Source organism: Pseudomonas sp. NFIX10, assembly GCF_900111955.1.
Lineage (GTDB): Bacteria > Pseudomonadota > Gammaproteobacteria > Pseudomonadales > Pseudomonadaceae > Aquipseudomonas > Aquipseudomonas fluorescens_AA.
In genome coordinates, this window is the sequence record NZ_FOKH01000004.1 from 179673 (window position 1) to 202643 (window position 22971).

The following is a 22971-nucleotide window of genomic DNA, read 5'->3' on the forward strand; positions in this document are numbered from 1 at the left end:
ATCATCATGGCCAACCTGAAAATAAAGAATTTGCAAAAGGGTTTCGAAGGCTTCTCCATCATCAAAGGCATCGACCTTGAGGTGAACGATCGCGAGTTCGTGGTCTTCGTCGGCCCGTCGGGCTGTGGCAAATCCACGCTGCTGCGACTGATCGCCGGTCTGGAAGAGGTCAGCGACGGCACCATCGAACTCGATGGCCGGGACATTACCGAAGTCAGCCCGGCCAAGCGCGACCTGGCCATGGTGTTCCAGACCTACGCCTTGTATCCGCACATGAGCGTGCGCAAGAACATGTCCTTCGCCCTCGACCTGGCCGGTGTGCCCAAGGCCGAAGTCGAGAAGAAGGTCAACGAAGCGGCGCGCATCCTTGAGCTGGGGCCGATGCTCGAGCGCAAGCCCAAGCAACTGTCCGGCGGCCAGCGCCAGCGCGTGGCGATCGGCCGGGCCATCGTGCGCAACCCGAAAATCTTCCTGTTCGACGAACCGCTGTCCAACCTCGACGCCGCCCTGCGGGTGCAGATGCGCCTGGAACTGGCACGCCTGCACAAGGAGCTGCAGGCGACCATGATCTATGTGACTCACGACCAGGTCGAAGCCATGACCCTGGCCGACAAGGTGGTGGTGCTCAATGGCGGGCGCATCGAACAGGTCGGCTCGCCACTGGAGCTGTATCACCAGCCGGCCAACCTGTTTGTCGCCGGGTTCCTCGGCACACCGAAAATGGGCTTCCTCAAAGGCAAGGTCACCGCCCTGGATAGCCAAGGCTGTGAGGTGCTGCTGGATGCCGGCACCCGTATCAGCCTGCCCTTGAGCGGTGCCAGCCTGAGCGTCGGCGGCGCGGTGACCCTGGGGATTCGTCCGGAACACCTGAACCTGGCGCAACCGGGCGATTGCACGTTGCAAGTCACCGCCGACGTCAGCGAGCGGCTGGGCAGCGACACCTTCTGCCATGTCGTCACGACATCCGGCGAAGCCTTGACCATGCGGGTTCGCGGCGACCTGGCGAGCCGTTTCGGCGAACAACTGAACCTGCACCTGGACGCCGAACACTGCCACTTATTCGATGCCGAGGGCGTGGCGGTGAGCCGCGCGCTGCGCGCCGCCGCCTGATTGCCGAGAATTGCGATGAAACTCAACCGACAAAACCTGCACAACCTCAACCCTGACGTAGCCCTGCCCGCCTACCCTTTGGGCGACATCCGCCAGGGCATCGCCCATATCGGTGTCGGCGGTTTCCACCGGGCTCACCAGGCCTACTACACCGACGCGCTGATGAACACCGGCGCCGACCTGGACTGGGCCATCTGCGGCGTGGGCCTGCGGGCCGAGGACCGCCGTGCCCGGGATGACTTGGCCAGCCAGGATTACCTGTTCACCCTGTACGAACTGGGCGACACCGATGACACCGAAGTGCGGGTGATTGGCGCGATCAATGACATGTTGCTGGCCGAAGACGGCGCCCAGGCGCTGATCGACAAGCTGGCAGATCCGCAGATCCGCATCGTTTCGCTGACCATTACCGAAGGTGGCTATTGCATCGACGACAGCAATGGCGAATTCATGGCTCACCTGCCGCAGATCCAGCACGACCTGACCCATCCCGAGACACCGAAAACCGTCTTCGGCTTCCTCTGCGCCGCCCTGGCCAAGCGTCGCGCGGCCGGTATCCCGGCGTTCACGTTGATGTCTTGCGATAACCTGCCCCACAACGGCGCCGTGACCCGCAAGGCGTTGCTGGCCTTCGCCGCGTTGCGCGACGCGGAACTGGGGCAGTGGATCGACCGCAACGTCAGCTTCCCCAACGCCATGGTCGATCGCATCACGCCCATGACCAGCGTGGCCCATCGCCTGCAACTGCATGACGAACACGGCATCGACGACGCTTGGCCGGTGGTCTGCGAACCGTTCGTGCAATGGGTGCTGGAAGACAAGTTCGTCAACGGTCGCCCGGCCTGGGAAAAGGTCGGCGTGCAGTTCACCGATGACGTTTCTCCCTATGAAGAGATGAAAATCAAGTTGCTCAACGGCAGCCATCTGGCGTTGACCTACCTGGGCTTTCTCAAGGGTTATCGCTTCGTCCACGAAACCATGAACGACCCGCTGTTCGTGCGTTACATACGCGCCTACATGGACCTGGACGTGACACCGCAACTGGCACCGGTACCGGGCATCGACCTGACCGACTACAAGAACACCCTGGTGGAACGCTTTTCCAACCAGGCGATTGCCGACCAGTTGGAGCGGGTCTGTTCGGACGGCTCGTCGAAGTTTCCAAAATTCACCGTCCCGACCCTCAACCGCTTGATTGCCGATGGCGGCGAAACCCGCCGTGCGGCACTGGTCGTGGCAGCCTGGGCCGTGTATCTGAAGGGCGTGGACGAGAATGGCGTGACGTATGCGATCCCGGACCCAAGGGCAGCGTTCTGCCAGGCATTGGTGGCTGACGATGCGCTGGTGACCCAGCGGATGCTGGAAGTCGAAGAAATCTTTGGCACGGCGATCCCCCGCTCGCCGGAGTTCGTGGCAGCATTCGAATGGTGCTGCAACAGCTTGCGCGAGCACGGGGTAACACGAACACTTGAGCGGGTATTGGCTGACGCTGACTAACGGTCCGCTTTTGTGGCGAGGGAGCTTGCTCCCGCTGGGCTGCGAAGCGGCCCCCAAGACAGGCGACGCGGTGAGCCTGTTAGACCGAGTGGCTGGTTTTGGGGCCGCTTCGCAGCCCAACGGGAGCAAGCTCCCTCGCCACGGGTGTATGTTTGCTGAGCGAGCGGCTATTCCCTGCGGATATTGATCTGACGACCAAGGATTTCTATGGCAAACCAACAACTGTTCCTGGGCATCGACTGTGGCACCCAAGGCACCAAGGCGCTGATCCTGGATGCAATCAGCGGCCAGGTACTCGGTCAGGGCGCCGCTGCCCACAGCATGATCAGCGGGGCCAACGGTCGTCGTGAACAAGACACCCAACAATGGCTCGATGCATTCACCCAGGCGACTCATCAGGCCTTGGCCGCCGCCGGGGTCGATGGCCAGGCGATCCTCGGCATCGGCGTGTCCGGCCAGCAGCACGGCTTGGTGCTGCTTGACGATCAGGGCCAAGTCTTGCGCCCGGCCAAGCTGTGGTGCGACACCGAGACGACGCCGGAAAACGATCGGCTCCTGGCGTACCTGGGCGGTGAAGGCGGTAGCCTCGAACGCCTCGGCGTGGTGATCGCGCCGGGCTACACGGTTTCCAAACTGCTCTGGACGCGTGAGCAGCATCCCCAGGTATTCGAACGCATCGCCAGCGTCCTGCTGCCCCACGATTTCCTCAACTACTGGCTCACCGGCCGCCATTGCAGCGAATATGGCGATGCCTCGGGGACCGGCTATTTCAACGTGCGCACCCGCCAATGGGACGTGCAACTATTGCAACACATCGATCCCAGCGCACGCTTGCAAACGGCGCTACCGGAACTGATCGAGGCCCATCAGCCCGTCGGACGCCTCCTGCCGGCCATTGCCGCGCACCTGGGCATCAACCCCGACGCGGTGGTGGCCAGTGGTGGCGGCGACAACATGATGGGCGCCATCGGTACCGGCAACATCCAGCCCGGCGTGATCACCATGAGTCTCGGTTCCTCCGGCACGGTCTATGCCTTTGCCGCCGAACCCGCGGTCAGCCCGCAACCGTCAGTGGCGACGTTCTGCTCCTCCAGCGGTGGCTGGCTGCCATTGATTTGCACCATGAACCTGACCAACGCCACCGGGGCGATTCGCGAGCTGCTGGACCTGGACATCGACGCCTTCAACGCCCTGGTCGTCCAGGCCCCGATTGGCGCCGAGGGGGTCTGTATGCTGCCGTTCCTCAATGGCGAGCGGGTGCCTGCCCTGCCCCATGCCACCGCTAGCCTGCTGGGCCTGACCACCACCAACCTGACCCGGGCCAACCTGTGCCGCGCCGTGGTCGAAGGCACGACCTTCGGTTTGCGCTATGGCTTGGACCTGTTGCGGGCCAACGGGCTCAAGGCCCAGAGCATTCGCCTGATCGGCGGCGGCTCGAAGAGCCCGGTGTGGCGGCAGATCGTCGCCGATATCATGGACACCACGGTCATTTGCACCGAACAAAGCGAAGCGGCTGCGTTGGGTGCGGCAATCCAGGCGGCGTGGTGCCATTCAGGCGCGCAAGACAGCCTCGCCGAACTGTGCGAGCGCTGCGTCAAGCTCGACCCGGCCAGCGAAACCCGGCCAGTCGCCGCACATGTCACGGCGTCCCAGCAGGCCTATGAACGTTATCGACAACACGTCGCAACCCTTTGAGAGCGGGCAACTATGTATCTGGTGTGTGGTGAAGCGCTGTTTGATTTCTTCAGTGAAACCGAGGCGGATGGCCCTGCCTCGCAGGTGAACTACAAGGCGATTGCCGGTGGCTCGCCATTCAACGTGGCGGTGGGATTGCGCCGCCTGGGTATCGAATCGGCGCTGTTCACCGGCTTGTCCACCGACTACCTGGGCCGTCGCTTGCAGCAGGTGCTGCTCAACGAAGGGGTCAGCCCTCGATACCTGCTGGACTTCGACGCGCCGACCACCCTGGCGATGGTCGCTGTAGGCGCCAATGGTTCGCCCCACTACAGCTTTCGCGGCGAAGGGTGTGCCGACCGGCAACTGAGCCTGGCCCATCTACCGGAGCTGGGCCCTGAAGTGCGTGGCTTGCATGTCGGCTCGTTCTCGCTGGTGGTCCAGCCCGTTGCCGACACGCTCCTGGCCCTGGTGCAACGGGAAAGCGGCCGGCGCCTGATCAGTCTCGACCCGAACGTGCGGCTTAACCCGCAGCCGGATATCGAACTATGGCGTTCGCGGATCGCGACACTGGTGCAATATGCCGACCTGATCAAGGTCAGTGACGAGGACCTGGGCCTGCTCTACCCAGGGATCGAGCCCCAGGCGGTCATCGAAGGTTGGCTGAAGCACCGTTGCCAAGTGGTCTTCCTGACCCGTGGCGGCCAGGGGGCTACGGTCTTCAGTCGCCAGCACGGCACATGGTCGCTGCCAGCGTGCCCGGTGAACATCGCCGACACCGTGGGTGCGGGCGATACCTTCCAGGCCGCGCTGATTGCGTGGCTGACTGAACAACAATTGGATTCGATCGAGGGCCTGCAGACACTGACCCTCGAGCAGGTCAATGCCATGCTTGAGTTCGCCATTCGCGCCGCGGCACTGACGTGCGGCAAAACCGGGCCGGATCTGCCCTATCGGCAGCAACTGGCCTGATTTTGCGCGTTACAACTGAAAAGCTGGACGCCGGGTTCGGACATCACCGGACCCGAGCGTCAGAGGAAAATGACAAGGCCGTAATCAGCGCCCGGTCATTCGATGGTGTTGCTGATGAAAGTGATTGCCAGCGGCGGGGTTGTGGTCAAGCTCCGTACGCAACTCGGCAATCAGGTCGTTGATGGCTCGGCACCCGGTGAGTTTCCTGGCATCGATGTTCGTTTTGAGCAAGGCCACATGGTCGGTCCTGTGGTCATCGAAGATCTTGATCGTCATCGTCAGTTCAGGTGACAACGTGCATTGCGAGCGCTTGGGCAGCAAGCTGCTTTCAATGATGTTTCGCATTTCGAGGGCAGATAAAAACATGGCGACTCTCTCCTGTTGAGGCGGCCAATTTATGTTCACGACGGCGGTACTTTCGTCCGTTTTCTTCCCTGCGGACTGGGACTCTGGATACCGTGCCGTTCGTTCTTTTCTTGGCGTTTTCAGTTAACGAGTTCGCTCAAGCGAACTCCTGAACCATCCCGCAAAAAATATGCCTGTGTTGACGAACTTCCAGATTGATATGAATCAAGCGCTTAGCTTCGTCCCGCGCCGGAGAGCTCGTGCAATATGCAAGAAAAGGTTGTTTTTTCCATGCAAACTGCAATCACTTTTATCCTGTTCGCAACCTAGATTAGTCCCTATTGCGAAGAAGGAAGTGGGCATCCGTCGCCTGGTATGAAAAAAGTGTGACGTAGCGTAAAAACTCAAAGAGCTGCCACCGCCGCCCGCTCCGCCACATGGCCCAAACTGTCGAAATTGATGTTGGCACCCGAATCGATCGCGACCAAGGTCTCGCCTCGCGCCCCCGTGTGCGCCACGTATTGCTTGATGCCCGCCACCGCCAAGGCCCCTGACGGTTCGGTGATCGAACGGGTGTCGTCATAGATGTCCTTGATCGCGGCGCACAGTTGGTCGTTGGTCACGGTCATCACCTCATCGACACAGAAACGGCAGATATCCAGGCCATGGGCGCCGATCTGCGCCACGGCCACGCCGTCGGCGAAGGTTCCCACCTCGGGCAAGGTCACCCGCTCTCCGGCGATCAACGCAGCCTGGAGACAGGCAGAGTGCTGCGACTCGACGCCAATGATACGAACTTCCGGGCGCAGGTACTTGACGTAGGCCGCGATCCCGGCAATCAACCCCCCGCCTCCCACCGGAACGAAAATCGCGTCCAGCCGGCCGGGGTGCTGGCGCAGGATTTCCATGGCAACGGTGCCTTGCCCGGCAATCACGTCCGGGTCGTCGAATGGCGAGACGAACTCCCGCCCGGTCTGCTCGGCCAATTCCAGCGCATGGGCCAAGGCAAACGGAAAACTGTCGCCATACAGCAGCGCCTCGACGCCGCGGTTGCGCACGCCCAGCACTTTCAGTTGCGGGGTGGTCACGGGCATGACGATGCTGGCCGAAATACCCAGTTCCCGTGCCGCCAGCGCAACGCCCTGGGCGTGATTGCCGGCTGACGCGGTGATGACGCCCCGGGCCCGCCGCTCTGGGGTCAGGTGCACGAGCTTGTTGTAGGCACCACGGATCTTGAAGGAAAAAGTCGGTTGCAAGTCTTCGCGCTTGAGCAGGATCCGGTTGCCCAGGGCCTCGGACAGCGCGGGCGCCACTTGCAGTGGCGTGCGCACGGCCAATTCGTAGACCGGCGCGGCGAGGATTTTCTTTACATAGTGCTCGAGCAGGGTTTGCTCGGTGTGGGCAGCGGTCATGGCGATCTCCTGGTTCGCTCGGAGCCCAGGAGACAGAAAGAAAAAACCCGCCTCGAGGGCGGGTTCGGTGCAGCCGTCAGCTAGCCCGCCAAATAAGGAATGGCGGTAATAATGCTTGGCTGGCTGCGCAATACGGGTGAGTTCATGCCTGGAAATTAGCGGTGCGTTGGTGGCAAGTCAATGGGCAATATCAAGTGCCAGCCGATATTCGCTGCAATGACCTTAAGTGAACAGCATCATTACCTGTGGGAGCGAGCTTGCTCGCGATAGCGGAGTATCAGTCAGCATCAATGTCAGCTGACCCATAGCAATCGCGAGCAAGCTCGCTCCCACAGTTTTTCCAATTATTTGAGGCCGACTTTGTACAAGGCTCCGTCGTCCTCATCCGTCAACACATAGAGATACCCATCCGGGCCCTGGCGGACATCCCGGATTCGCGCCTTGAGCTCGCCCAACAGGCGCTCTTCATGGACGACCTTGTCGCCTTGCAATTGCAGGCGGATCAGCTCCCCCGACACCAAGGCACCGATGAACACGTTGTGTTGCCAGGCCTTGAAACGCCCCTGGTCGTAGAACGCCATGCCGCTGAGCCCCGGTGAGACCTGCCAGACGTGGTGAGGGTCAAGGGCACCTTCGACGGTCTTGCCCTGGGCCTCGGGAATCGGAGCACCGGAGTAATTGATGCCGTGGGTCGCCAGTGGCCAGCCATAGTTCTTGCCGCGCTCGATGATGTTCAATTCATCGCCGCCCCGGGGCCCGTGCTCGTTCTCCCAGAGGGTGCCACTCCAAGGGTTCAGGGCGGCGCCCTGGGGGTTACGCATGCCGTAGGACCAGATCTCGGGACGCACGCCTTTCTGGCCGACGAAAGGGTTATCGTCGGGCACCTTGCCATCGGGGTAGATGCGCACGATCTTGCCTTGCAGTTTGTCCAGGTCCTGGGCGGTGGGCCGGTCGTTGTTTTCCCCCAGGGTAATGAACAGATAACCATCGCGGTCGAAGACCAGTCGCGAGCCAAAGTGGTTGCCCGTGGACAGCTTGGGTTGCTGGCGGAAGACCACGTCGAAGTTCTTCAGGCTCTTGAGGTCTTCGGCCAGTTGCCCCCGCCCCACGGCGGTGCCAGCCTTGCCATCTGCGCCCGCCTCGGCATAAGACAGGTAGACGGTGCGATCCTGCTTGAAGTCCGGCGACAGCACCACGTCCAGCAGGCCGCCCTGGCCCTTGGCCCACACTTCAGGCACGCCGCTCAAGGGGGCGGACAATTGGCCGTCGGGGCTGACCACCCGCAGGTTGCCCCCTCGCTCCGTCACCAGCATGCCCTGTTGGCCAGGCAGGAACGCAACGGACCAAGGGTGCTCCAGCCCCTTGACCACGGTGGTCACTTCCAGCGTGCCCTCCTCGCTCTTGAATGACTGGGTTGGCGCGGCACTGGCCGGGGTGGTGAGGGTCAGGACAGCGCTGGCGCAGAACGCGGCCAGAAGTGTTTTACGCAACATGCACATTTCCTTCTGCGGTGTTGAAAGAGAACAACGGGCGCCAGCGCCTAGCGGTTGCCATTCTGGCTGTTGCGCGATGGCGTAGGCGACTCGATGGTCGGTCGCGGCGAACCCGGCGGCTGGCCGGAACGGGGATAACCATTGCCGATGCCGCCATTTTCCAGGGTCGGTGGCCGTGGTACCGGCACTGTCGGGTTGTTATGAATCGTCGGCACGTTGGGCCGGGTGCCCTGCATGCTGTTGGGATTGGCCCGGCGCGTCGGGCTGTTATAGGGATTGTCGTTGCCCGGCAGGTTTTGGGCCAGGACCGTCGGGCCTGCGCTGGGCGTGGCGGCCTGGGCAGCGGCAGTCAGTAATAGCGTCATGATGACGAGCATCAGCCTGTTCATTGGGACACCTCTTGGGTTCAGGCATATCGAAAGCACGCTACGCCGCAGGTTCGCCCTTGTTAAGCGAAATATCCCGGTGAAGATGTAACGAAGCGTCTCCGAACACAGCTGGCAGCAAGCTTGCTCGCCCCACAGTGGAAACTTTTCCCGAGGCGCGAAGGTCACCAGAGAGACATCCACCGGCAAGGAAAACACCACCATGGCTCGGGCAATCTGGAAAGGCGCAATCAGTTTCGGGCTGGTCCACATCCCCGTCGCGCTGGTGTCGGCCACCTCTTCCCAGGGTGTGGATTTCGACTGGCTGGACAAACGCAGCATGGACCCGGTGGGCTACAAACGGATCAACAAGACCACGGGCAAGGAAGTGACCAAGGAAGACATCGTCAAGGGCGTCCAGTACCAGAAAGGCCAGTACGTGCTGCTCAGCGAAGAGGAAATCCGCTCCGCCCACCCCAAGTCCACCCAGACCATCGATATCTTTTCCTTTGTCGACAGCGAGAAGATCCCCCTGCAAAACATCGACACGCCCTACTTTCTCGCCCCCGACAAGCGTGGCGGCAAAGTCTACGCCCTGCTGCGCGAAACCCTGGTCAAGACCCACAAGGTGGCCCTGGCCCACGTCGTGCTGCATACCCGCCAGCACCTGGCCGCCCTCATGCCCCTTGAATCGGCCCTGGTACTGGTGCTGCTGCGCTGGCCCGCGGAGGTGCGCGAGCTGGATATCCTGGAATTGGGCGACGAGGTCACGAACCCGACCCTGGCCAAGGGCGAACTGGAAATGGCCAAGCGTCTTGTGGAAGACATGAGCGCCGACTGGGAGCCGCAAGAATACCGGGACAGTTTTGCAGACAAGATCATGGAGCTGGTGGAGAAAAAGGCCAACGAAGGCCGCCTCGAAGCCGTGGAGACCGATCCGGGCGAAGAACAACGCAAGACCGCCGATGTCATCGACCTGACCGAGTTGCTCAAGCGCAGCCTGGGCGGCAAGGGCAAGGCCACCGACAAATCCGCCGGCAAGCCCCCGGCAAAACCTGCGAAAACCAGTAAATCCGCTCCTGCCAAAAAAGCCACCAAGGCCTCCCGGGGCTAAAACCCTGGCGTGTGCAATACAAGGGAATCTGTCATGGCCAACGCCGAGAGTGAATCTGCTCGTTTGTCCAATGCCGAGTCGGGCGCAACGACGCCCCGCAACCCTGGCCAAGGGGGCAAGCCGGCCCCGGGCACCCGCCTGCCCGAGCGCCTGTCGCCGCAGTTGGCCACGCCCGTGGAGGAGCCACCCACCGGTGAATGGCGCTATGAAGTCCAGTTCCACGGTTATCGCCTGCTGACCCGCATCGAACACGGCGAAGTGCGGTTATACAACCGCAATCACCAGGACTGGACCGATCGGCTGAAGCTGCATGCCGACGCCCTGGCCGGGTTGGGCCTGGGAGACAGTTGGCTGGACGGCGAACTGGTCCTGCTCGATGAAACCGGCCACTCCGATTTCGCCGCCCTGCGCGAGGCCTTCGAAATCAGCCGCACCGTTGACATGGTGTATTTCCTGTTCGATGCGCCCTTTCTCAATGGCGTCGACCTGCGCCAGGCGCCCGTGGAAGAACGCCGTGCGGCGCTGAAAAAAGCCCTCGGCAACAACGCCAGCAAGCGCCTGCGCTTTTCCGAGTCGTTTTCCGCCAGCCAGCACGACATGTTCGAAAGCGCCATCGCGCTCTCACTGGACAGCGTGGTCGGCAAGCGCCTGGGCAGCCCTTATATGTCCCGCCGAAGCGCCGACTGGGTAAAACTCAAGTGCCGGTTGCGCCAGGCCTTCGTCATCGTCGGCTTCACCCGCCCCCAAGGCAAGCGCAGCGGTTTCGGCGCGCTGCTGCTGGCCGTCAACGGAGCAACGGGGCTGGTGTATGCCGGCCGGGTCGGCACAGGGTTCAGCCAAGTACAGATCAAGCAATTGCATGAGCAACTGTGTACCCAGCAACGCGAGACCTCGCCGCTGGCTGAGCCGCTCAACGGTACGCAGGGACGCGGCGTGCAATGGGTCGAGCCGACCCTGACCTGTGAAGTGGAATTCACCGAGTGGACCCGCGATAACCAGGTGCGGCAGGCTATTTTCCTGGGCTTGCCGCCCCATACGCTCGCCAGCACAGTGGTTCGGGAGCAGCCCCTGCCGATAAAGCCCTCCACGCCAAAACCCCAGCGTCGCAAAAAAGCCAGCACCGCCAAAGTCGACGGGGTGACGATCACCCACCCCGAGCGGGTCATCGACAGTGTCAGCGGCGTGCAAAAGGCCGAGCTGGCGCAGTATTACCTGGACATCGCCCCCTGGATCCTGCCGCACCTCAAGTTGCGCCCGGTCGCGCTGCTGCGGGCACCGGACGGTGTCGGCGAAGAACTGTTCTTTCAAAAACACGCCGATCGCCTGGAGATTCCCCACATCAAGCAGCTGGATCCGCAACTGGACCCGGGCCATGCCGCCCTGATGGAGATCGATGATATCCACGCGCTGGTCGGCGCGGCGCAGATGGGCACGGTGGAATTGCACACCTGGGCCGCGACCCACGACCGGATCGAGACGCCTGACCTGTTTGTCCTGGACTTGGACCCGGACCCGTCACTGCCTTGGAGCGCCATGATCGAGGCGACCCGCATGACCTTGGCGGTGCTCGACGAGCTGGGCTTGCAGGCCTTCCTCAAGACCAGCGGTGGCAAAGGCATGCATGTGATCGTGCCATTGGCGAGAAATGAAGGCTGGGACACCACCAAAGCGTTCGCCAAAGCCATCTCTCAGTTCCTGACCCGACAAATGCCCGAGCGCATCACCGCCACCATGGGACCGAAGAACCGCGTCGGGAAAATATTCGTCGACTACCTGCGCAACGCCCGTGGAGCCAGCACAGTAGCCGCCTATTCGGTACGTGCCAGGCCAGGCCTGCCGGTCTCGGTGCCGATTGCCCGGGCCGAGCTGTCGACCCTGCGCAACGCCCAGCAATGGGACATGTATACCGCGCTGGAGCGGGCCAGAGGCCTGGGCGCCGATCCTTGGGAGGGCTACAACCACCGCCAGCGGATCACCGCCAGGATGTGGGAGCAACTGGATGCGCAAAAACCCGAGGCATGAGGACAATCCAGCGTTCAAATCCAGACGAAGATCGCTAGTAAGCCACCGAAAAAAGCCCACTTCTGCAGGTAATACAGCGTGCGGTTGCGCTTCTTCAGGGCCTTGCCTTGCAACCGGATCTTGTAGAGCCTGGAGAACGCCCGGTTCAGGCCGCCCGTCTTGTCGCCCGCGTCGTTGGGCGCACCGGCGGCCGCCATCACGGTACGGCTGAACCAGCGGTTGAAGGCGGTGGCCCAGCGAAACCTCATCGGCCGTTCCACGTCGCAGAACAGGATGATGCGGTTATGGGCGGTGGTGTTCTCGGCGTAATGGATGAACGTTTCGTCGAAAACCACCGCTTCGCCATCACGCCAATGATAAGGCTCGCCATCGACATTGATGTAGCAGCCGGCATCGTTGGGCGTTTCCAGGCCCAGGTGATACCGATAGGACCCGGCGTAAGGGTCGCGGTGGCGGACCAGCTTCGACCCCGGCGGCAACTCGGCAAACATCGCCGCCTTGATCGAGCCGATGCTTTGCACCAGTTCAGTGGTGCGCGGGCACAGCTTCATGGCCGAGGGATGGCTGTCGCCGTACCACTTCAGGTAGAAACGCTTCCAGCCGGTCTTGAAGAATGAATTGAAGCCCACGTCGTCATACCGATTGGAACGCTTGATCTCCCCGGCGCGCAGCAGGCCCTGGCCTTCGGCCCGGATCTCCTCCCAATGGGCCTGCAACGGGCTCAGGTCGGGAAACTGCGCCGGGCTCAGGAAAGGCTTGTTCGGCAATTTCGAGCACAGGTAAAGCAGGCAATTGATCGGCGCCAGAAAAGACGAATGATCGCTCAACTGGCGCCCGATCTTATGCCGCACGCGTCCGCGCAGGTGAACGTAGCCAATGGAGAGGAGGTAAATCGCGACAATGATGAGCTTCACGAAAGTCCGTCACAATGCAGGAGTGAACAGGTTGCGTCTCCAGGCCAGCCAAGCGGCAAGGGAGATGGCATCGGGTGAGATGGCATTTTAGCCACAGGTTGTAAGCAAAAGTTATCCCAAAGTTGTGAAAAACTGTCTTGCCCGGGCAATCCCCTATCGTTTATGCGGCCAGATCAGTACAATCGCCGCCAATTATCACGCGCCCCCTTTGGCCGATACCGCAAACCGCGGCTTCGGCGTACGTCTACCCGGGCCAGGCGCTCCGTATGCTGCTGTCCTCTTATGCCGGATGGACCCTTGCGCTTGCGACCTCGACGCCTTTGCGCGGTCGGAACGTGCGCAAACAGGTACTGAACAGGTACTGCCGCACCCTTAGCTACTCTGAATGTTCCGCAGGATAAACCTTTGATCTCTACAGCTAACATCACGATGCAGTTCGGCGCCAAGCCACTGTTCGAAAACGTCTCTGTCAAGTTCGGCGCGGGTAACCGCTACGGCCTGATCGGTGCCAACGGTTGCGGCAAGTCGACCTTCATGAAAATCCTCGGTGGCGACCTCGAGCCGTCCGGCGGCCAGGTCATGCTCGAACCGAACGTGCGCCTGGGTAAACTTCGCCAGGATCAGTTCGCCTACGAAGAATTCACCGTGATCGACACCGTGATCATGGGTCACGAAGAGCTGTGGAAGGTCAAGGCCGAGCGCGACCGCATCTATTCGCTGCCGGAAATGACCGAAGAAGACGGCATGGCCGTGGCCGAGCTGGAAACCGAATTTGCCGAAATGGACGGCTACACCGCCGAATCCCGCGCCGGTGAACTGCTGTTGGGCCTGGGGATTGGCATCGAGCAGCATTTCGGCCCGATGAGCGAAGTGTCGCCAGGCTGGAAACTGCGTGTGCTGCTGGCCCAGGCGCTGTTCTCCGACCCGGAAGTGCTGCTGCTCGACGAGCCGACCAACCACCTGGACATCAACACCATCCGCTGGCTGGAAAACGTGCTGACCCAGCGTTCGAGCCTGATGATCATCATCTCCCACGACCGTCACTTCCTGAACAGTGTCTGCACCCACATGGCGGACCTGGACTACGGCGAACTGCGCCTGTTCCCGGGCAACTATGACGAGTACATGACCGTGGCGACCCAGTCCCGCGAGCAGTTGCTGTCGGACAACGCCAAGAAGAAAGCACAGATTTCCGAATTGCAGTCGTTCGTCAGCCGCTTCTCGGCCAACGCCTCGAAAGCCAAGCAGGCCACCTCCCGCGCCAAGCAGATCGACAAGATCCAGCTGGCCGAGGTCAAGCCATCGAGCCGCGTCAGCCCGTTCATCCGTTTCGAGCAGACCAAGAAGCTGCACCGCCAGGCGGTCATTGTCGAACGCATGGCCAAGGGCTTCGACGGCAAGCCGCTGTTCAAGGACTTCAGCTTCACCGTCGAAGCCGGTGAGCGCGTAGCGATCATTGGCCCGAACGGTATCGGCAAGACCACCTTGCTGCGCACCCTGGTCAATGAACTGGAACCGGATGCCGGTACCGTGAAGTGGACCGACGCCGCGGAACTGGGCTACTACGCCCAGGACCACGCCCATGACTTCGAAGACGACGTCAACCTGTTCGACTGGATGGGCCAGTGGACCCAGGGTGGCGAACAGCTGGTGCGTGGCACCTTGGGCCGCATGCTGTTTTCCAACGACGAGATCCTCAAGTCGGTCAAGGTCATTTCCGGTGGTGAACAGGGCCGGATGCTGTTCGGCAAGTTGATCCTGCAGAAGCCAAACGTGCTGGTCATGGACGAACCGACCAACCACTTGGACATGGAGTCCATCGAAGCGCTGAACCTGGCGCTGGAAAACTACCCGGGCACCTTGATCTTCGTCAGCCATGACCGGGAGTTCGTATCGTCCCTGGCCACCCGCATCATCGAACTGAGCGCCGACGGCGTGGTCGATTTCAGCGGCACCTATGACGACTACCTGCGTAGTCAGGGTGTAGTGTTCTAAGGCCAGCTCCGGGCTCTAAGCCTCAAGTGGCAAGTGAAAAGCCCTGTCCACTGTGACGGGGCTTTTCGTATTTCAGAGGTAAAAACCTGTGGGAGCGAGCTTGCTCGCGATGAGGCCCTGACAGTCGCATCGTATTACCTGATCCACCGCCATCGCGAGCAAGCTCGCTCCCACATTGGATCTGTGGCGCTCCTCCATTTATGTTCGAGCCCAACCTCCTTGCTCGCGATGGCGGCAGCACATGCCACATCAATCCAGTCTGGACGCCCAGCCTCCCAACACACTTAGTTAGCCTGCTTTCTTTTACGCCCACCTCGCGCCATGATGGGGCTCTCTTACCGCCGCCCGCGAACGAGCCCCATGCCCACGCCCTCCTCTGCCCCCAGTTCCCTGTCGATTACCCTGCAGATCGTCTCCATCGTGTTCTATACCTTCATCGCCTTCCTCTGCATCGGCCTGCCGATTGCCGTGCTGCCTGGGTATGTCCATGAACAGTTGGGCTTCAGCGCGGTGGTGGCCGGGCTGACCATCGGTTCACAGTATCTGGCGACCTTGCTCAGCCGCCCCATGGCCGGGCGGTTGTCGGACAGCGTCGGCACCAAGCGGGCGATCGTCTACGGGCTGTCGGGGATTGTGCTCAGCGGCGTGCTGACGCTGATTTCGACCTTGCTGCAGAGCTTTCCCCTACCCAGCCTGTTGATACTGATCGCCGGCCGCTTGCTGCTCGGCGTGGCCCAGGGGCTTATTGGCGTGGGCACCATCAGTTGGTGCATGGGCCAGGTGGGGGTGGAGCACACGGCCCGCTCGATTTCCTGGAACGGCATCGCTTCGTACGGGGCCATCGCTATTGGCGCGCCGTTGGGGGTGGTGATGGTCGATGGACTGGGTTTCGCCAGCCTGGGCATTGCATTGTCGTTGCTGGCGGGCGCTGCGCTGTTGATGATTCGCAACAAGCCGTCGGTGCCGGTCATTCGCGGCGAGCGCTTGCCATTCTGGGCGGTGTTCGCGCGCATTGCGCCGTACGGAGCGAGCCTGAGCCTGGCGTCGATCGGCTACGGCACGCTCACCACGTTCATCACCCTGTTTTACATCAGCCGCGGCTGGACCGGCGCGGCATGGTGCCTGACGGTATTCGGCGTCTGCTTCATCCTCGCGCGGTTACTGTTCATTTCCAGCATCGCCCGCTTCGGTGGCTTCAACTCGGCCATTGCCTGCATGAGCATCGAAACCCTCGGGCTGGCATTGCTGTGGCTCGCGCCGTCCACCCCGTTCGCCCTGGTCGGCGCCGGATTGGCCGGCGTCGGGTTGTCGCTGGTGTATCCGGCGCTGGGGGTGGAGGCCATCAAGCAAGTGCCCAACACCAGCCGTGGCGCGGGCCTGAGCGCCTACGCGGTGTTCTTTGACCTGGCACTGGCGATTGCCGGCCCGCTGATGGGCGCGGTGGCATTGAACCTGGGTTATTCGTCGATATTCTTCTGTGCCGCCTTGCTGTCGGTCACCGGCCTGGGCCTGACCCTGCTGCTGCGTCGCCGAGCGACAAACGCCCTTTATTGATCGGCCGTCTTCATCCCTGCCCGGGTCGGCTTGCCCAAGGCCTCGCCGAAGAAGCGGCTGGCCTCGGAAATCATGGTGCGGTGGATGTCCTTGCGATCGACACCGTCGGCATCCGTGCAGAGCGCTGGCATCGCGGCAATCTGCTCCTCGGTGCACGGCGCCAGGAAGACAAAATGGCCCGCGCCGGCCAAGGTCTTGAAATCCGGTGCGGTGGGCAGCTTACGGGCCAAGGCGGCGGCATTCTTGTCGAAAGCCACCAGTTTGTCGCCATCGCCGCTGTACAGCAGCACCGGCACATGGACATCGGCCAACGTATGACGACCGAATTTCAGGCTCAACGGCGCCATCAGCAGCAACGCTCGGACCCTGGGGTCGGCCACGGGTTGTAGGTCATCGCGGTCGGCGATCAGTTCGCCCTGGGTGTTACAGGCGTCATGGTCGTCCGGCCGCTCCACGCAGTAGCGGCGCAGACGATTGAGGTCCGGCGTCGCACCGGACAGGATCAGCGCGGTTTCGCCACCGGCCGAATAGCCGATCACCCCGACCTGCCCGGCGTTGACGAACGGCGACAGCATCGGATCATTGAGCGTTGCGGTGATGGCTTCGGAAATCTGGATCGGCCGCCCGTACAGGTTGCTCAGGGTGCCAAGCCGGCTGTGATCCTGGGCATTGTCGCCGGGATGAATCACCGCCACCACGACAAACCCCTTGCGCGCCAGCGAGGTGGCCAGGTCATGCAGGGCCAACGGCGTGCCGGTGTTGCCATGGGACAACATCAATAGCGGGAAGCGGCCGATGGCGATCTGGGCGTCCGGCGCGGCATCGATCTGGTAGCCGCCCAACAGGCTGGATTGTTCCCGGTCGGTGGACGGATAGAAGGCGATGGCGTGCATCGGCTGCCGGTCCAGCGGATCGAGAAAGCTCAGCTCATGGAAACCAGCGCTCCAATGCGGATGGGGCCCCGGTGCGGCCTGCACGGAACCGAGACTGGCTAACCAGCAAAGCAGCAGCGCTGCACCAAAACGTGTCATCGAATCTTCCACCTTCACCAGCGCCCGGGAAGGCCCCGTCGCTCGTACGCTTGGCCGTGCATAACCTGCGCCAGAATCCTCGGCGCCGAATGCAGCAAAACCCTGCATCCCAGCCATCCAATGACGACGAGAATACAGGGTTTTGCGAAGGTTGCCCGAAGCGCTTGCTGCCTTTACGCAGGTTTTACGCAGCGGCGAACTGCTGGCCGATCTGCAACGAGGCTTCGCTCATGGCTTTGGTCCGCATGTCGTCACCGTAGGCCAGACCTTCGGCACGGACGAATTCGATATCGGTGATGCCAAGGAAACCGAACACCAGCTTGAGATATTCCTCGTGGCCCACGCCGCTCGGTTGGCCGGCATGCAAGCCGCCCGCGGTGGAGACGATCACCAGTTTCTTGCCGCCACACAGGCCTTCCGGACCGGCTTCGGTGTAGCGGAACGTCTGGCCGGCGACGGCAATGCGGTCAATCCAGGCCTTGAGTTGGGTCGGAATGCTGAAGTTATACATTGGAGCGGCGATGACCACCGCATCAGCGGCCAGGAACTCGGCCATCGCCGACGCGCTGAGATCCGCCTCGTGCTTCAGGGCAGCATCACGCAGTTCGGCGCTGGTACCGGCGGCGATCAGGGTCTGGGCGGAAAAATGGCTGATGGCATCGGCGGCCAGGTCACGGTAAGTGACGGTGATGCCTGGCTCGGCGGCTTTCCAGGCTTCAACCACTTCACGGCTCAATTGGCGGGAAGCGGAGTTGTCACCGAGGATGCTCGAATCGATGTGCAATAGTTTCATATCAATGCTCTCCAAATGAGGACCGCGACCAGGCGATCAATTGGCGACCATCCTACAGATGAAGCCAATGATCGATAAGTCAGCATAAATGCGATAGTTTGTCCCACTCACAGGACAATCGAGCTCACCATGCAAGACCTCAATGACTTGTACTATTTCGCCAAAGTCGTCGAAGCCGGTGGTTTCGCGGCGGCCGGGCGCTTGCTGGGCATTCCCAAGTCGCGGTTGTCGCGGCGTATCGCCGAGCTGGAAGAGCGCCTGGGCGCCCGGCTGCTCCAGCGCACCACCCGCCAGTTGAAACTGACGGCGGTCGGGGAACGTTATCTGCGCCATTGCCAGGCCATGTTGCTGGAGGCCGAGATGGCCGACGAAGCGGTGGCGAGCATGTCCAGCGAGCCCCGCGGCCGGTTGCGGGTATCCAGCCCCATGGGCCTGGCCCACCAGTTCCTGCCGGTGGTGATCGAAACCTTCCTGGTGAAATACCCCTTGGTGCAACTGGACATGACCCTGCTCAACCGGCGGGTGGACCTGATCGGCGAAGGCATCGACGTGGCGTTGCGCGTGCGTGACCTGGGGGACGAAGACCCGCTGTTGATGACCCGGCGTTTGCGCCGGGCACGACTGATGCTGGTGGCCAGCCCGGCCTTCGTTGAAGGGCGGCGGATCGAGACCCCGGACGATCTGGAGGCGTTGCCGGTGCTGGGGGCCCTGGAAGCCGATCGCCTGGTGCATCTGCGCCTGGTCAAGACCGATGGACAGCGTGTGGAACTGAGCCTGGAGGCCCGCCTGGGTATCGATGACTTCATTGTGCGCCGGGCCTGCACCCTCGCCGGCCTGGGCTTCACTTTATTGCCGAGCATGTATTGCGAGCAGGAATTGCGGGACGGCACACTGGTGGAACTGCTGCCGGGATGGTCGTTGCCCGACGGCTGGCTACAGGCGGTCTACCCGCATCGGCGCGGCATGTTGCCAGCGGTGCGCGCCTGGATCGATCATTTGGTGGAAGCCTTCGAGGGCTGTGGAGATAGAACGCTATGAGTTTGAGCGAAGAGGATGTCGCGCAGTTTTGCCTGGGCTTGCCCGGTGCCAGGGAAGACTACAAATGGGGCGGCGTGCGGGTGTTTTCCATCGCCGGGAACAAGATGTTCGCCCTTCAGGGCCTGCGGGGCGACTCGTTGGCGTTCAAGGTCGACAAGGATCTGTTCCTGGGTCACTGCGATCGGCCAGGCATTCACCCCGCGCCTTACCTGGCACGGGCCCAGTGGGTCATCATGCAGGTGCCCTACCCGCTGGGGGCCGAAGAGCTGCGTGGCCTGCTGCAACGCTCGCACCAATTGGTGGTTGGCAAATTGCCCAAGCGCACCCAGGTGGGCTTGTTGCTCTAGTCATTCAGAACAGATAACTGCCCAGAAACAACTGGTCGATCCAGAACACCTGGTGCAACAGTACGATGAACCAGAACACCACTTGAAACGAGACTTTGCGGGTCTTGTGGCGAAACAGCTGCTGGGCCAGCAAGGCTCCAGGCCAACCGCCAGCCAGCTCCAGTGCATGCAGCACGTTCTCCGGGGTGCGCCAGGCGTCGGCGCGCGCCTTGCGCTTGTCGCTCCAGTACAGCAGGAACGCCACCACACTGACGACGCCGTAGGCTGCCATCGGCACCCACGACACTGCCCGCAGCCCGAACAGCAGCGAACCGAACAGCGGCAAGGCGCAGACCAGCGCAAAGACCATCAGCTTGAGCCGCAGGTGCTGCACGACGCCGCCGCCATTGCCCCCTGCGCGTTTACGGGCGCCTGAATCGTTCATGGCTTGGCGGCGGTCCAGTCCACCCAGCCGAACTGCCAGGTGGCCAGAATCAACAGGCCAAAGGCGATGCGATACCAGGCGAACACGGCGTAGCTGTGACTGGCGATGAACCGCAACAGGCCCTTGACCGCGATCATGGCGAAAATGAACGCCGTGACGAAACCAATGGCGAACACCGGGAAATCCGCCGGGACGAACAGTTCGCGGTACTTGTAGCCCGAGTAGACGGCCGCGCCGACCATGGTGGGCATCGCCAGGAAGAACGAGAACTCGGTAGCGGTCTTACGCGACAGGCCAAACAGCAAGCCACCGATGATGGTCGCACCGGAACGGGAGGTGCCCGGGATCATCGCAATGCATTGGGCCAGACCGACCTTCAACGCATCCTTCCAGGAGATCTCGTCCACCGTTTCGGCGTGCACCCGGTGCTGGCGCTTCTCGGCCCAGAGCATCACCACGCCGCCCACCACCAGCGCGGCAGCTACGGTGACCGGGTTGAATAGATAGTGATGGATCCAGTCGGCAAGCAGCACGCCCAGGACCACCGCGGGCAGGAAAGCGATCAGCAGGTTGGCGGTAAACCGGCGGGCGCCCGGTTGCGTCGGCAGGCCCAGCACCACGTCGAAGATCTTGCGCCGAAACTCCCAGACCACCGCGAGGATCGCGCCAAGCTGGATGATGATGTTGAATGCCATCGCTCGTTCGCCACCGAACTCGAGCAAGTCGGCGACAATGATCTGGTGCCCCGTGCTGGAAATCGGCAGAAATTCCGTCAAACCTTCCACTACACCAAGAATCAGTGCCGAAAAGGCGGTCCACAAATCCATTCATCCCCCAAAAAAGACGCTGTCATGCAGGTCTTATCAATATTCAAGTGTCATGCAGATACACGCAGCGGCTGCACGATAACCGCGACCTTTCAAAAAAAACCAATGAAAAATCAGAACAGGCTCAGGTTTTGCGCTGCGGGGCCGAAATCCTATCAGACAAGCCCTGATAACGCTGCCGCGTTATGACCCAGATCAATCATGGATAGCCGCCGGGCGCTAAAGTGCCGGCCGTCGTTGATGACAAGAATAAGAAACCGGAGTGACAGCGTATGAATAGCTTGCGCAGTGTGTCGATCAGCCGACGCTTGTGGCTCATCCTGATCGTGGCCATCGTGATGTTATTCACGCTCGGCGCGTTGATGCTCAAACAGATCCACACCGACCTCTATCAGGCAAAAGTGCAAAAAACCCAGCACGTGGTGCAGACCGCCAGCGGTGTGCTGACCTACTACCATGGCCTGGAAGCCGCTGGCACCTTGACCCGCGACGTCGCGCAGAAGCAGGCCCTCAGCGCCGTGCGTGGCCTGCGCTATAACCAGAGCGACTATTTCTGGATCAACGACCTGACACCGGTCATGGTCATGCACCCGACCAATCCGAAGCTTGAAGGCCAGAACCTCTCGGCCATCCGTGACCCGAACGGTTATGCGCTGTTCAACGAGATGGTTGCCATCGCCAAGTCCAAGGGCGCCGGCATGATCAACTATCTCTGGCCGAAACCGGGCGCCGATGCCCCGGTGGGCAAGACCTCCTACGTCCAATTGTTCGAGCCCTGGGGCTGGGTCATCGGATCGGGTGTGTACATCGATGACGTCCAGGCCGAGTTCCAATCCCAATTGATCAAGGCCTCGGTGGTCGGCCTGGTCATCACCCTGCTCATGGGCCTGCTGTTGACCCTGATCGTACGCAGCATCGTCGGGCCGTTGCAGGAAACGGTGAACGCCATGGCCAATATCGCCAGTGGCGAGAGCGACTTGACCCGCACTCTCGACACCCACGGCCAGGACGAAGTCACCCAACTGGCCCGGCACTTCAACGCCTTTACCGCCAAATTGCGCCAGGTAGTGAGCCAGTTGCAGGAGTCGGCCAGTGCACTGGGACAGTCTTCCAGCGAATTGGGCAACGACGCGGCTCAAGCCCAGGAACGCAGCCAACAGCAGTCGCAACAAATGGAACTGGTGGCCACCGCGATCAATGAAGTGACCTATGGCGTGCAGGATGTGGCCAAGAATGCCGAGCACGCGGCCAGTGAGATGCGCGACGCCGAATCCCAGGCCCAGCAAGGCCAGGTCAACATCGATGGCAGCTTGCAGCAGATCGACCGACTGTCCCAGACCATCGATCAAGCCGTGGAAGTGATTCGTACCCTGGCGAGTGAAAGCACCCAGATCGGCAGTGTACTGGAGGTGATTCGCTCCATCGCCGAACAAACCAACCTGTTGGCCCTCAACGCCGCGATCGAGGCCGCCCGCGCCGGCGAGCAAGGTCGAGGCTTTGCGGTGGTCGCCGATGAAGTGCGGCTGCTGGCCCAGCGTACACAGAAATCCACCGCTGAGATCCAGGCGATGATCGAGCGCCTGCAAACCCATTCCGAAGCCGCCGTGAAAGTCATCGGCGACAGCAGCCGTGCCTCGCAACTGACCATCGAACAGGCCGGCCTCGCCGGTGCCAGCCTCAACGCCATCGGCCAGGCCCTGCGCAACCTCAACAGCCTGAACGCCTCCATCGCCAGCGCCACCCTGCAACAGGCCCATGTGGTGGAAGACATCAACCAAAACGTCACCCAGGCCGCCGGACTGTCCCACAGCACCGCCATGGCCGCCGAACAATCCAGCCAGGCAAGCAGCCGCCTCAAGGCACTGAGTGAACAGTTGAACGGGTTGCTCAAGCAATTCCGAGTCTAAAGACCGGTGGATTATCCCTGTGGGAGCGGGCTTGCTCGCGAATGCGGTGTCTCAGTCGGCAGATGTATCACTGACAGATAGCATTCGCGAGCAAGCCCGCTCCCACATGGGTGTTGTGCTGGTCTCAGGTTGGGTGT

At 61.7% G+C, this 22971-nt stretch carries 20 protein-coding genes; 11 read left to right on the plus strand and 9 right to left on the minus strand.

The features are described 5' to 3' along the window. Window positions 1-6 precede the first annotated feature (6 nt). From BM321_RS05580 to BM321_RS05595, 4 genes are all read left to right on the plus strand, one after another. On the plus strand, window positions 7-1110 hold the full coding sequence (locus tag BM321_RS05580) for an ABC transporter ATP-binding protein (protein ID WP_092326393.1): 1104 nt from the start codon (window positions 7-9) through the stop codon (window positions 1108-1110). 15 nt (window positions 1111-1125) lie between these two features. Further along, window positions 1126-2607: a mannitol dehydrogenase family protein gene (locus BM321_RS05585; RefSeq protein ID WP_092441818.1), complete on the plus strand. Its 1482-nt coding sequence runs from the start codon at window positions 1126-1128 to the stop codon at window positions 2605-2607. A 207-nt stretch (window positions 2608-2814) separates the two neighbouring features. Beyond that, window positions 2815-4302 carry a xylulokinase gene (gene xylB / locus BM321_RS05590; protein WP_092441819.1) on the plus strand — a complete coding sequence of 496 codons (1488 nt, stop codon included), beginning with the start codon at window positions 2815-2817 and terminating at the stop codon, window positions 4300-4302. A 12-nt stretch (window positions 4303-4314) separates the two neighbouring features. Next, window positions 4315-5253 carry a carbohydrate kinase family protein gene (locus BM321_RS05595; protein ID WP_092441820.1) on the plus strand — a complete coding sequence of 313 codons (939 nt, stop codon included), beginning with the start codon at window positions 4315-4317 and terminating at the stop codon, window positions 5251-5253. Window positions 5254-5337: 84 nt separating this feature from the next. Here BM321_RS05595 and BM321_RS05600 read toward each other — a convergent pair whose 3' ends face one another. The 4 genes from BM321_RS05600 to BM321_RS05615 all read right to left on the minus strand — a co-directional run bounded on the left by BM321_RS05600 (window position 5338) and on the right by BM321_RS05615 (window position 8892). Continuing rightward, the gene (locus tag BM321_RS05600; RefSeq protein WP_060742536.1) at window positions 5338-5619 is read right to left on the minus strand and encodes a DUF1652 domain-containing protein; all 282 of its coding nucleotides are present in this window, start codon (window positions 5617-5619) and stop codon (window positions 5338-5340) included. A gap of 383 nt (window positions 5620-6002) precedes the next feature. After that, window positions 6003-7010 carry a threonine ammonia-lyase, biosynthetic gene (gene ilvA / locus BM321_RS05605; RefSeq protein WP_092441821.1) on the minus strand — a complete coding sequence of 336 codons (1008 nt, stop codon included), beginning with the start codon at window positions 7008-7010 and terminating at the stop codon, window positions 6003-6005. Window positions 7011-7354: 344 nt separating this feature from the next. After that, window positions 7355-8503, minus strand: coding sequence for a PQQ-dependent sugar dehydrogenase (locus BM321_RS05610; protein ID WP_092441822.1), 1149 nt, complete (start codon window positions 8501-8503; stop codon window positions 7355-7357). 47 nt (window positions 8504-8550) lie between these two features. Then, window positions 8551-8892, minus strand: a complete 342-nt coding sequence (locus tag BM321_RS05615; RefSeq protein WP_092441823.1) for a hypothetical protein — start codon at window positions 8890-8892, stop codon at window positions 8551-8553. A 199-nt stretch (window positions 8893-9091) separates the two neighbouring features. Between BM321_RS05615 and BM321_RS05620 the strand changes: the two genes are divergently transcribed. Then, window positions 9092-9982 carry a non-homologous end joining protein Ku gene (locus BM321_RS05620; RefSeq protein WP_092441824.1) on the plus strand — a complete coding sequence of 297 codons (891 nt, stop codon included), beginning with the start codon at window positions 9092-9094 and terminating at the stop codon, window positions 9980-9982. A gap of 33 nt (window positions 9983-10015) precedes the next feature. Further along, window positions 10016-12004 (plus strand): DNA ligase D, encoded by a 1989-nt coding sequence (gene ligD / locus BM321_RS05625; protein WP_092441825.1) that lies wholly within the window; start codon window positions 10016-10018, stop codon window positions 12002-12004. A 14-nt stretch (window positions 12005-12018) separates the two neighbouring features. On the opposite strand, the gene lpxO is transcribed toward ligD, so the two are convergent. After that, entirely contained in the window at window positions 12019-12918 is a 900-nt protein-coding gene (gene lpxO / locus BM321_RS05630; protein WP_092441826.1) for a lipid A hydroxylase LpxO, read from the minus strand. A 405-nt stretch (window positions 12919-13323) separates the two neighbouring features. Here lpxO and BM321_RS05635 point away from each other — a divergent pair, with 405 nt between their 5' ends. Together BM321_RS05635 and BM321_RS05640 are read left to right on the plus strand one after the other, a co-directional pair. Beyond that, window positions 13324-14913 carry an ABC-F family ATPase gene (locus tag BM321_RS05635; protein ID WP_003181279.1) on the plus strand — a complete coding sequence of 530 codons (1590 nt, stop codon included), beginning with the start codon at window positions 13324-13326 and terminating at the stop codon, window positions 14911-14913. Window positions 14914-15273: 360 nt separating this feature from the next. Continuing rightward, complete coding sequence (locus BM321_RS05640; protein WP_092441827.1) at window positions 15274-16467, plus strand: MFS transporter; 1194 nt, start codon at window positions 15274-15276, stop codon at window positions 16465-16467. Here BM321_RS05640 and BM321_RS05645 read toward each other — a convergent pair. Beyond that, entirely contained in the window at window positions 16461-17498 is a 1038-nt protein-coding gene (locus BM321_RS05645; protein WP_092441828.1) for an alpha/beta hydrolase family protein, read from the minus strand. The genes BM321_RS05640 and BM321_RS05645 overlap by 7 nt on opposite strands. Window positions 17499-17682: 184 nt before the next feature. Further along, window positions 17683-18291 carry an FMN-dependent NADH-azoreductase gene (locus tag BM321_RS05650; RefSeq protein ID WP_092441829.1) on the minus strand — a complete coding sequence of 203 codons (609 nt, stop codon included), beginning with the start codon at window positions 18289-18291 and terminating at the stop codon, window positions 17683-17685. A gap of 129 nt (window positions 18292-18420) precedes the next feature. Between BM321_RS05650 and BM321_RS05655 the strand changes: the two genes are divergently transcribed. Together BM321_RS05655 and BM321_RS05660 are read left to right on the plus strand one after the other, a co-directional pair. Continuing rightward, complete coding sequence (locus BM321_RS05655; RefSeq protein WP_092326373.1) at window positions 18421-19329, plus strand: LysR substrate-binding domain-containing protein; 909 nt, start codon at window positions 18421-18423, stop codon at window positions 19327-19329. Then, window positions 19326-19676, plus strand: coding sequence for an MmcQ/YjbR family DNA-binding protein (locus BM321_RS05660; RefSeq protein WP_060742546.1), 351 nt, complete (start codon window positions 19326-19328; stop codon window positions 19674-19676). The genes BM321_RS05655 and BM321_RS05660 overlap by 4 nt, the downstream gene beginning before the upstream one ends. Window positions 19677-19680: 4 nt before the next feature. Here BM321_RS05660 and BM321_RS05665 read toward each other — a convergent pair whose 3' ends face one another. After that, the gene (locus BM321_RS05665) at window positions 19681-20100 is read right to left on the minus strand and encodes a DUF1294 domain-containing protein (RefSeq protein WP_092441830.1); all 420 of its coding nucleotides are present in this window, start codon (window positions 20098-20100) and stop codon (window positions 19681-19683) included. Continuing rightward, the gene (locus BM321_RS05670) at window positions 20097-20927 is read right to left on the minus strand and encodes an undecaprenyl-diphosphate phosphatase (RefSeq protein WP_092326370.1); all 831 of its coding nucleotides are present in this window, start codon (window positions 20925-20927) and stop codon (window positions 20097-20099) included. The genes BM321_RS05665 and BM321_RS05670 overlap by 4 nt, the downstream gene beginning before the upstream one ends. A gap of 272 nt (window positions 20928-21199) precedes the next feature. Here BM321_RS05670 and BM321_RS05675 point away from each other — a divergent pair, with 272 nt between their 5' ends. After that, window positions 21200-22834 (plus strand): methyl-accepting chemotaxis protein, encoded by a 1635-nt coding sequence (locus BM321_RS05675; protein ID WP_092441831.1) that lies wholly within the window; start codon window positions 21200-21202, stop codon window positions 22832-22834. The last annotated feature ends 137 nt before the right edge of the window (window positions 22835-22971 follow it).